Origin of the sequence: Veillonella sp. R32 (assembly GCF_010093125.1) — a bacterium.
Classification (GTDB): Bacteria; Bacillota; Negativicutes; order Veillonellales; family Veillonellaceae; genus Veillonella_A.
Genome location: NZ_NMZQ01000011.1, coordinates 150,859 through 160,143, shown reverse-complemented (window position 1 = coordinate 160,143; position 9,285 = coordinate 150,859). Strand labels below are relative to the sequence as shown.

The 9,285-nt window shown below is 42.6% G+C and carries 8 protein-coding genes; 7 read left to right on the top strand and 1 reads right to left on the bottom strand.

The annotated features are described in order from the left end of the window. A partial coding sequence (locus VER_RS03585) for a lactate utilization protein (RefSeq protein ID WP_162099506.1) occupies positions 1–665 on the bottom strand: 665 nt, incomplete at its 3' end. A 955-nt stretch (positions 666–1,620) separates the two neighbouring features. Here VER_RS03585 and VER_RS03580 point away from each other — a divergent pair. The 7 genes from VER_RS03580 to VER_RS03550 all read left to right on the top strand — a co-directional run bounded on the left by VER_RS03580 (position 1,621) and on the right by VER_RS03550 (position 9,266). After that, complete coding sequence (locus VER_RS03580) at positions 1,621–3,141, top strand: anthranilate synthase component I family protein (protein ID WP_162099505.1); 1,521 nt, start codon at positions 1,621–1,623, stop codon at positions 3,139–3,141. After that, positions 3,125–3,691: an aminodeoxychorismate/anthranilate synthase component II gene (locus VER_RS03575; RefSeq protein WP_162099504.1), complete on the top strand. Its 567-nt coding sequence runs from the start codon at positions 3,125–3,127 to the stop codon at positions 3,689–3,691. Before VER_RS03580 ends, VER_RS03575 begins: the two co-directional genes overlap by 17 nt. 17 nt (positions 3,692–3,708) lie before the next feature. Beyond that, the gene (gene trpD, locus VER_RS03570; RefSeq protein ID WP_162099503.1) at positions 3,709–4,728 is read left to right on the top strand and encodes an anthranilate phosphoribosyltransferase; all 1,020 of its coding nucleotides are present in this window, start codon (positions 3,709–3,711) and stop codon (positions 4,726–4,728) included. 8 nt (positions 4,729–4,736) lie between these two features. Then, positions 4,737–6,173: a bifunctional indole-3-glycerol-phosphate synthase TrpC/phosphoribosylanthranilate isomerase TrpF gene (gene trpCF / locus VER_RS03565; RefSeq protein ID WP_162099502.1), complete on the top strand. Its 1,437-nt coding sequence runs from the start codon at positions 4,737–4,739 to the stop codon at positions 6,171–6,173. Then, positions 6,170–7,363, top strand: a complete 1,194-nt coding sequence (gene trpB / locus VER_RS03560) for a tryptophan synthase subunit beta (protein WP_162099501.1) — start codon at positions 6,170–6,172, stop codon at positions 7,361–7,363. The genes trpCF and trpB overlap by 4 nt, the downstream gene beginning before the upstream one ends. Further along, positions 7,356–8,156, top strand: a complete 801-nt coding sequence (trpA, locus tag VER_RS03555) for a tryptophan synthase subunit alpha (RefSeq protein WP_162099500.1) — start codon at positions 7,356–7,358, stop codon at positions 8,154–8,156. Before trpB ends, trpA begins: the two co-directional genes overlap by 8 nt. A 216-nt stretch (positions 8,157–8,372) precedes the next feature. Then, a complete protein-coding gene (locus VER_RS03550; protein ID WP_162099499.1) occupies positions 8,373–9,266 on the top strand; it encodes a hypothetical protein in 894 nt (297 codons plus the stop codon). The last annotated feature ends 19 nt before the right edge of the window (positions 9,267–9,285 follow it).

Here is a 9,285-nt window from a genome sequence, read left to right as displayed (position 1 = left end):
TTTTGTCCTATAACCCTAATTTCCATAATATCCATGTTGCGCATTTTTTTGTAGTAAATAGTTAGGGCATTGCAAATACGATCTGGTGAACCGCAGTCGTAACATTTGTCTTGGCGGATAGCACAGGGATTTTTAGAGGACTTTTTATTTTTTACTACATTTTGAGGCGCTGCTACATTGCGGGCTCGATAAATGGCCGCGCTTAGGTCTGGGGTGATTTTATTGGTGCCGAGTACAAAAAATACTTCTTCAGAGCCAAAGAGGGAACAGGCTACACGGTTACCGGTGCCATCAATATTGACCATTTCACCAGTTTGCGCTAGGGCATTAACGGAGGTGAGGAAGACATCTCGTTGCATAGTACGGAGAGCAGTTTGACGAAAATTCTCACTGTCTAAAGGGCGATGAATATCGGTTATCTCTATATTTTGCCCTTCTAAAGCCTCGTATACCTTTAACGTTTGTAATGTGCGTGAGTCGCCTAAAGCAACGCGCTTATTTTGAATGCGTGATTTTAAATAGGCTATTGCGTCTTCACCAGTTTCAAAATAGTGGACTACAAAGTTATTGCGCTCTAGATTTTTGATAGTTTTGGCCATATCAATAGGGGCTGTATTGTTTGTAGGGTTAGTTACTGCATCAATGGTAGTGTTTGTATTCGCCATAAAGAAACCTCCTTAGGAAGTAATAATACACCATAGTACTTTGACTTGTTTGTATAGTATGTATATTTGTATTTTATCATGATAAACGCCTTAAGGGCTAGTTAGTACAGCGATTTACCTACTTATATTCATTAGATTATAATTACTAGTTCCTGATTAGTATTTATTGATAGTTCATGATTGAAACTTATTGCTAGTTTATAATTGGCGCTTATTGCTAGATTTTGTTTAGCACGCATTAGTACTTTAGGAGGGGGATTTATTGGTAGTTTATAATCGGTATTTTATGGTAAGTAATAAGAAAAATTTGTAAATTTTACTTGACAGCAGAAGAAAATGTGTTTATTATAATATACAACCTTAGTGGACAGAGTATTACTTGAAGTGAACAAAAAGAATTGCTTTGTTGTTATCTTTACTATATTGTGGGGATATAGTACTAAGGAAATTGTTTGAGAAAACAGGGAATTGCTTGGCGAGTAAAAAGAGTGAGAGACATTTGCGAGCCTAGATAATTGAATAAGGTGCTCTTAAACCGTAGAGACGGAGATAAAAATAGGACGTGCACTTACAGAGAGTGAAGGTGGCTGAGATTTCACAGAACGCAGCTTATTAAATGGACCGTTGAGGGCGCTAGGAACGATTAGTATACGACGCATTATGTATGTAGTTGGTATAGCTTATAGGCCGATATAGCTTTGAGTTTATGTCAATACGAGTACATAGGGTATGCGTATGAAGTTAGCTGATTTAGTATGTAGCGACGCGACATTGGCGTTAACAATGAGGGGTATGTTAGTATCCTGCGAATGAGAGGGATTGAAGTAACTAGGGATATCAGTTATGGTAGCTTTTAGTTATAGTATCCAAACAAGGTGGTACCGCGAGTTTATACGACCCGTCCTTGGCATATATTGCCAAGGACGTTTTTTTATATCTAAAAGGAGCGAGTTATATGAGTCACATGTCATTGGCGGAACTACAGAATTATAAAGGGAAATATCCTGTAGTACCGATTTATAAAGAAATTTTTGCGGATGTGCGTACACCTATTAGTGTATTAAAGGCTTTAAAAAAAGTTAGTAAAACGGCCTTTTTATTAGAAAGTGCGGATAATAAAGAAAACTGGGGTCGCTATTCCTTTTTAGGCTTTGATCCCTTGTTAGAAATTACTTGTAAGGACGCGGTAGTAACGATTAAGGGGGCTATTACGCAACAGTTTACGACAACAGAGCCAAATGATGTGATTCGTAAGCTGTTGGCTGAATATAAAAGTCCTCGTTTTGAAGGATTACCTACCTTTACAGGCGGTTTAGTAGGTTACTTTGGTTATGAATACATGGGCTATGCAGAACCGACCTTACAACGTGGTTTTCAGCAGCAACGGGAACGGTTGAAAAAAGCCAGCTTAGGACAGGCGGTACCTAGTTTTAATGATGTAGATTTAATGCTCTTTGATAAAGTGATTGCCTTTGATCATTATAAAAATAAGATTTTCCTAATCGTTAACATTCGGACCGATGAATTAGAAACCAATTATTATAAAGGGCAGTTAGCATTAGATAGTTTAGCTAACTTAGTAGGAACGGGTGAGGAAGCAGATATACCAGCCGGGCAATTACTCAGTGACTTTGAAGGGGAGTTTTCAGAAGCGGAATTTGTCAAAGCTGTGGAGCAGGTAAAAGGCTATATTATGGAAGGTGATATTTTTCAAGGGGTGTTGTCAAATGGCCAACGCGCTAAATTCTCTGGTAGTTTGTTAAATGCGTACCGTGTGTTGCGAACGACCAATCCATCTCCTTATATGTTTTATTTTAGTAGTCCTCAGTTAGAATTGACTGGCGCATCGCCAGAAACACTGGTGAAAGTACATCAAGGGCGGGTAGATACATTCCCTATAGCGGGCACTATGCCACGAGGCAAGAATGAGGCTGAAGATAAAGCTTATGAACAGCAGTTGCTAGGTGATGAAAAAGAGTTGGCGGAACATAATATGTTGGTTGATTTAGGACGTAATGATTTAGGTAGGGTGTGTCAATTTGGTAGTGTAGCGGTTACGTCTCTTCGCGAAATACAACGCTTTTCGCATGTGATGCATATTTGCTCTGCTGTAACCGGAACCCTTCAAACTGATAAAGATGCGTTGGATGCGCTAAGTGCTACGTTACCAGCGGGTACTTTATCTGGGGCCCCTAAGATTCGAGCGGTTCAGATTTTACAAGACCTTGAAAGGTCACCGCGTGGTATTTACGCCGGTGCCATTGGGTATTTAGACTTTACTGGCAATATGGATACTTGTATCGGTATTCGCATGGCCGTTGCTAAAGAAGGTCAAGTGCTTGTGCGGGCCGGTGCAGGGATTGTACGGGATAGTAATCCTAAGAGTGAGTATGAAGAAACGCGTAATAAAGCACAATCTATGGTAGAAGCGATTCAGAAGGGAAGTATGGTGACTGGCTATGATATTGTTGATTGATAATTATGACAGTTTTTCCTTTAATTTGTACCAATTGTTAGGTGCCTTAACGCCACAGATTAAAGTTGTGCGCAGTGATGAGCTCACCGTAGCAGAGGTACTAGCCTTAAAGCCTAGTCATATCGTATTATCGCCTGGCCCTGGTCGTCCTAAGGAGGCTGGTATTTATGAAGCCTTAATTCCTAAGGTGGCGGGGAAGATTCCTTTACTAGGTGTGTGCTTAGGCCATCAAGCCATCGCTGAAGCGTATGGTGGAACTATAGGCTATGCGAAAGAGGTACTACATGGTAAGTCTAGTGAGGTTACACAATTGGTGGCATCAAAGTTATTTGTAGACGTACCTAATGTATTTACAGCGGCTCGTTATCATTCCTTAGCCGTGATGCGCGAGTCCTTGCCTGATGAGTTAGTAGTGACGGCTGAAACGGCGGATGGTGAGATTATGGCCTTGGAACATCGTCAATATGCTTTGTATGGCTTACAGTTTCACCCTGAATCTATTTTGACACCTCAAGGGACACAGTTGCTGACTAACTTTTTAAAGATTTGAGAAAGAAGAGTGATCATATGATACAAGAAGCAATAGAAACAGTAGTAGAAGGTCGAAATTTGACCTATGACATGGCGTTGGGGGCTATGCGAGACATAATGAATGGCGAGGCCAATGAAGCACAAATGGGGGCTTTATTAGGGGCTTTACGTTTAAAAGGAGAGAGCATTGAAGAAATTACCGGATTTGCTCAAGGTATGCGTGAGAAAGCAGTACCGGTAGCTCATGAGCAGGACGTGTTTGAAATTGTTGGCACTGGTGGAGATAAGGCGAATACCTTTAATATTTCAACCACCGCCGGTTTTGTGATTGCCGCTGGAGGCGTTCCGGTAGCGAAACATGGAAATCGCAGTGTATCTAGTAAGTGTGGTGCCGCTGATTGTTTAGAAGCGTTAGGCGTTCAATTAGGTATTCCTGGTGAAGCGAATCAAAAGGTATTAGCTGAAGTGGGGATGTGTTTCATGTTTGCCCCTTTATATCACAGCTCTATGAAATATGCAGCACCAGTTCGTAAGGCCTTAGGCATTCGTACGGTATTTAATGTATTGGGGCCATTAACTAATCCGGCTGGGGCGACTAAACAGCTTATGGGCGTATATGATCGTCAGTTAGTGGAGCCCTTAGCGCAAGTGTTGGCTAATTTAGGCGTTACTCGAGGTGCTGTAGTTCATGGTTTTGATGGGCTGGATGAAATTACGGCTTGTGATAAAACGTACGTATGTGAAATTAATGAGGGGCAACTTACGTCGTATATATTAGATCCTGCTGAGTATGGCCTTCCCTATGCAAAGTCTGAAGAGTTAGTGGGCGGCGATGGAGCTGTTAATGCCGCTATTACCCGAGCTATTTTAGAAGGGGAAAAGGGACCACGACGGAATGCCGTCTTATTGAATGCAGGCGTCAGTTTCCATTTAGCTGAACCGAATACTTCGATTGAGGCCGGCCTTGCGAAAGCGGCGCGCCTTATTGATGAAGGTAAAGCCTTAGCCGTGTTAGAAGCGTTAGTAAAAACTACGAATGAAGTAGTAAGACAATGAGGTAGACTATGATTCTTGATGATATTGTACAGGCTACGCGTAAGCGAATTGCTAAGGAAAAAAAGGAGACACCCTTACACGAATTAAAGGTATTAGCTACGTCCTTAGCTGACACGGAGTTAAAAGAAGGGCCCTTTGCCTATCCCTTTGAAAGGGCCTTGCGTGCTAGTGATATGAATTTTATCTGTGAAGTTAAGAAGGCATCTCCTTCAAAGGGCATTATTGCGGCCGAGTTTCCTTTTGTAAGGATTGCTAAGGATTACGAACAAGCTGGGGCCGCGGCGATTTCCGTACTTACCGAACCCGATTTCTTTAAGGGCCATGTATCGTATTTGATGCGTATTCGTGAAGAAGTAAATCTTCCTTTATTACAAAAGGATTTTTTCCTTGATGAATATCAAATATATGGTGCTAAAGTGCATGGGGCTAACGCTATACTGCTGATTTGTGCCATTTTAAATGATGAAGAATTACAGACTTTTCATGAGCTAGCGACTAGTTTGGGCTTATCTTGTTTGGTGGAAACTCATAGCGCTCAGGAGATAGAGCGCGCTTTGGCTGTGGGCGCTCGAATTATTGGCGTTAATAATCGCGATTTACGAGATTTTACAGTTAATATTGAGCATAGTTTGTCGCTTAGGCCATTAGTGCCACCTGAGGTAGTTTTCGTTTCAGAAAGTGGCTTAGAAACAGCAGCGGATATTCAGCACTTACGAGATCATCATATTCAAGCGGCTCTCATTGGGGAACATTTCATGCGGGCCCCTCATAAGGTGAAGGCGTTAGCCGAATTATATGGGGCGACACCAATTGTGCAGACTAAGATTTGTGGCTTGAAACGCTTAGACGATGTGAAGGCTATCAATGCGTTACCGGTGAAACCACAATATGTAGGCTTTGTATTTGCTCCTAGTTCGCGCCAAGTTACGGCGGAGCAAGCGCAGTCCTTAGTGGCTCAGTTAGAACCTACTATTCAAAAGGTAGGCGTTTTTGTTGATGAGACAGTAGACAGGATAGTGAATCTCGTTAAGTCGGTGCCTTTAGATGTGGTGCAAGTGTGTGGTGAAGGGGCGGAAGCTAAGGTGGTCGCTTTAAAAGAGCGACTGGCAACCCCCATTTGGCGTGCTGTGTCCGTACAATCAGCTGAGGATATTAAGGAGAGTGAAAAATCACAGGCTGATGTATTGCTCTTTGATACTCATAAAAAAGGATATAGTGGTGGTACGGGCGACGTGTTTGATTGGACTTTATTACAAGCATGTAAGAGGCCTTTCTTTTTAGCTGGTGGCTTAGGGCCTCAGAATATTGCTCGTGCTATTCGTCAAGTAAGACCTTATGGTGTTGATGTAAGTAGTGGTGTTGAGACAGAGGGCCAAAAAGATGCTATGAAGATTCAGCAATTTTTACAGATTATAGCCAATATAACGAAAGAGGTATGTATATGACAACGAAACGTAAAGGACGCTATGGTAATCATGGTGGTCAATATATTCCCGAAATTTTAATGAATGCGGTGCTTGAAGTGGAAGCCGCGTATGAACAATATAAGAAGGACCCTGCCTTTATTGCAGAATTAGAAGATTTGCAAGTGCATTATACAGGGCGGCCCTCCCTTTTATACTATGCGAAGCATATGAGTGAAGACTTAGGCGGCGCTAAGATTTACTTGAAGCGTGAAGATTTAAACCATACAGGCTCTCACAAGATTAATAATGTGTTAGGCCAAGTATTATTAGCTCAGCGCATGGGCAAAAAGCGTATTATTGCTGAAACGGGGGCTGGTCAACATGGCGTAGCAGCCGCTACGGCAGCGGCGCTTTTAGGGATGGAATGCGAAATTTTCATGGGCAAAGAAGATACGGAACGGCAAGCTCTTAATGTGTATCGTATGGAACTTTTAGGAGCTAAGGTGCATCCTGTTACTTCCGGCACGATGACGTTAAAAGATGCAGTGAGTGAAACTTTGCGTGAATGGACTCGTCGGGTGGATGACACCTACTATGCTATGGGTTCGGCTGTGGGGCCTCACCCATTTCCTATGATTGTGCGGGACTTTCAAAGCATTATTAGTAAAGAGACGCGGGCACAGATTTTAAAAGCGGAAGGCAAACTTCCTAGTATGGTCATGGCCTGTGTAGGTGGCGGTAGCAATGCTATTGGTATGTTCCATCATTTTATTCCTGATGAAGGGGTACAATTGGTAGGCTGTGAAGCGGCTGGTCTTGGCATTGAAACGAAAGAGCATGCAGCAACGTTAGCGAAAGGTACGCCTGGTATATTCCATGGTATGCGTTCTTATTTTGTGCAAAATGAATATGGTCAAATCGCACCGGTTTACTCTATTTCAGCCGGTCTTGATTATCCCGGCATTGGGCCAGAACATTCCTATTTACATGACACGGGTCGAGCTACTTATGTACCGATTACGGATGAAGAAGCGGTAACGGCCTTTGAATATTTATCTCGTACAGAAGGCATTATTCCTGCTATTGAAAGTGCACATGCTGTAGCACAGGCTATGAAAGTAGCGCCTACCATGGGGCGGGATGAATCAATTATCATTTGTTTGTCAGGCCGTGGCGACAAAGACGTAGCCGCTATGGCTAAATATAGGGGGCGTGAAATTCATGAGTAAACTAGCATATACTGATAATTTTGATATTCAAGCAGCCTTCGCTAAGGGCAAGGCATTTATTGGCTTTTTAACAGCGGGCGATCCTAATCTTGAGGCTACGGCTCGTTATATTCAAACGATGGCGCAGGCTGGTGCTGATTTAATTGAAATTGGTATTCCTTTTTCAGACCCTGTAGCTGAAGGAGAGGTAATACAACGGGCTTCAGAACGGGCGTTAGCTAAGGGAGCGTTAACGGATGCTATTTTTGATATGGTAGCTCAGGTTCGTGAAACTGTTACGATCCCGCTCGTGTTTATGACCTATTTAAATCCTGTATATGTGTATGGCACCGACCGTTTTTTCAAACGTTGTAAAGCCCTTCAAATTCGTGGCATTATTGTGCCAGACTTACCTTATGAAGAAAAGGAGGAATTGGAAACGGTAGCGGCCACATATGGAGTGACTGTTATTTCTCTCATTGCGCCTACGTCGGAACAGCGAATTGGACGCATTGCTAAAGAGGCTAAAGGCTTTATTTATTGTGTATCCTCGTTAGGTGTTACGGGTGTGCGTAAGAATATTACTACTGACATTGAGAGCTTAGTAGGAACGATTAAAAAATATACTGATATTCCGGTGGCCATAGGTTTTGGCATTGCCGAACCAGAGCAAGCGAAGGCTATGGCGGCCGTTTCAGATGGAGCCATCGTAGGGTCAGCCATTGTAAAAATCATCGAAGCTTATGGTGATAAGGCTGAAACACCTTTAGCAGAGTATGTAAAGTCTATGAAAAACGCTGTTAGCCAAGCTTAAAGGAAGTCTAAAGTAATCTAAAGAAATTTGTGTTGGCCAGTTCATAGAGAAGGATAAGGCAGTATACGCCTAGAAGCTATGGCAATTTAGCATAGCTTCTAGGCGTTTTTTCATGAAATGTTTAGGTCGATTCGGTATAGTGCACATAGGGAGATTACGCAGAAATTTAAAAACATGTTATAATATGGATGAATTAAGTCAATAAGGAGAATAACCATGAATTGGAAAAAAGTAGTACTAGTAGCGACTGTGTGTACGGCCTGCACCTTAGGTGTAAGTCAAGCTGACAATCGGTTAGCCGATGTAAAACCTACCGATTGGGCTTATCAGGGACTACAGACTTTGGTAAAACATGGGGCCATTACAGATACGAAAGGGTTAAATTTGAATGGTCAAGTATATACTCGTTATGAATTAACCCCCTTAATTGCAGATATTGTAGAAAAACGGGAACAGATGAATGATACGGATAAAAATATAGCTATTCGTTTGTATAGCGAATTCCGTGAAGATTTAATGCAATATAATCGCGACCAAGAAATTAAAGAAGGTAAGCGGGATGAAAGTGCGGCGGCTAATGGTGAAACGCCAGCCTTGACGAAGGAACAAATTGCAGAGCGTATGAAAAGCTTTGATGTAGATCGTAGCCGTGTGCAAACCGGTGGTGACGTACGGCTTCGTTTTGGCAATGGTGGTAAGAACGATTACCGTGCTCGTGTAGGTGTTGTGATTGGCGGTGGCAATGTGGCCGCACCTGATGCTTTATATGATAAAGTAGGGCGTCGCGCTATTGAAGAAGCTGATAAAGAAGCAGAAAAATCACGAGCTCAGTTTGCTAAGAATCGGGCCCGTATAGAAGCAGAAGAAGCAAAGGAAGCAAAGGAAGCAAAGGAAAAAGCAGATGCTGAGAAGAAAGCTAAGTCATCAGCGACTCAGGCTAACTCGGCAGAAGGCATTACATCGAGTGAACCTGTTTCAGATAGTAAAGAGGTGACTCCCGTAAACGAGGCTAGCAAAGAAACTACGCCAGTTGTGGCGGATAGCACTCCGGCTACGGACGTAACACCGGATACCGTACATAATAGTGATTCCCGTGAAGGCAAGGCATAGGCGAACATAACCTAGGAAA

Excerpts from the sequence above, each read along its gene's own strand:
- VER_RS03580 (WP_162099505.1), top strand. The coding sequence starts at position 1,621 with ATGAGTCACATGTCATTGGCGGAACTACAGAATTATAAAGGGAAATAT.
- VER_RS03575 (WP_162099504.1), top strand. The coding sequence starts at position 3,125 with ATGATATTGTTGATTGATAATTATGACAGTTTTTCCTTTAATTTGTAC.
- trpA (WP_162099500.1), top strand. The coding sequence starts at position 7,356 with ATGAGTAAACTAGCATATACTGATAATTTTGATATTCAAGCAGCCTTC.
- trpCF (WP_162099502.1), top strand. The coding sequence starts at position 4,737 with ATGATTCTTGATGATATTGTACAGGCTACGCGTAAGCGAATTGCTAAG.
- trpD (WP_162099503.1), top strand. The coding sequence starts at position 3,709 with ATGATACAAGAAGCAATAGAAACAGTAGTAGAAGGTCGAAATTTGACC.
- trpB (WP_162099501.1), top strand. The coding sequence starts at position 6,170 with ATGACAACGAAACGTAAAGGACGCTATGGTAATCATGGTGGTCAATAT.
- VER_RS03550 (WP_162099499.1), top strand. The coding sequence starts at position 8,373 with ATGAATTGGAAAAAAGTAGTACTAGTAGCGACTGTGTGTACGGCCTGC.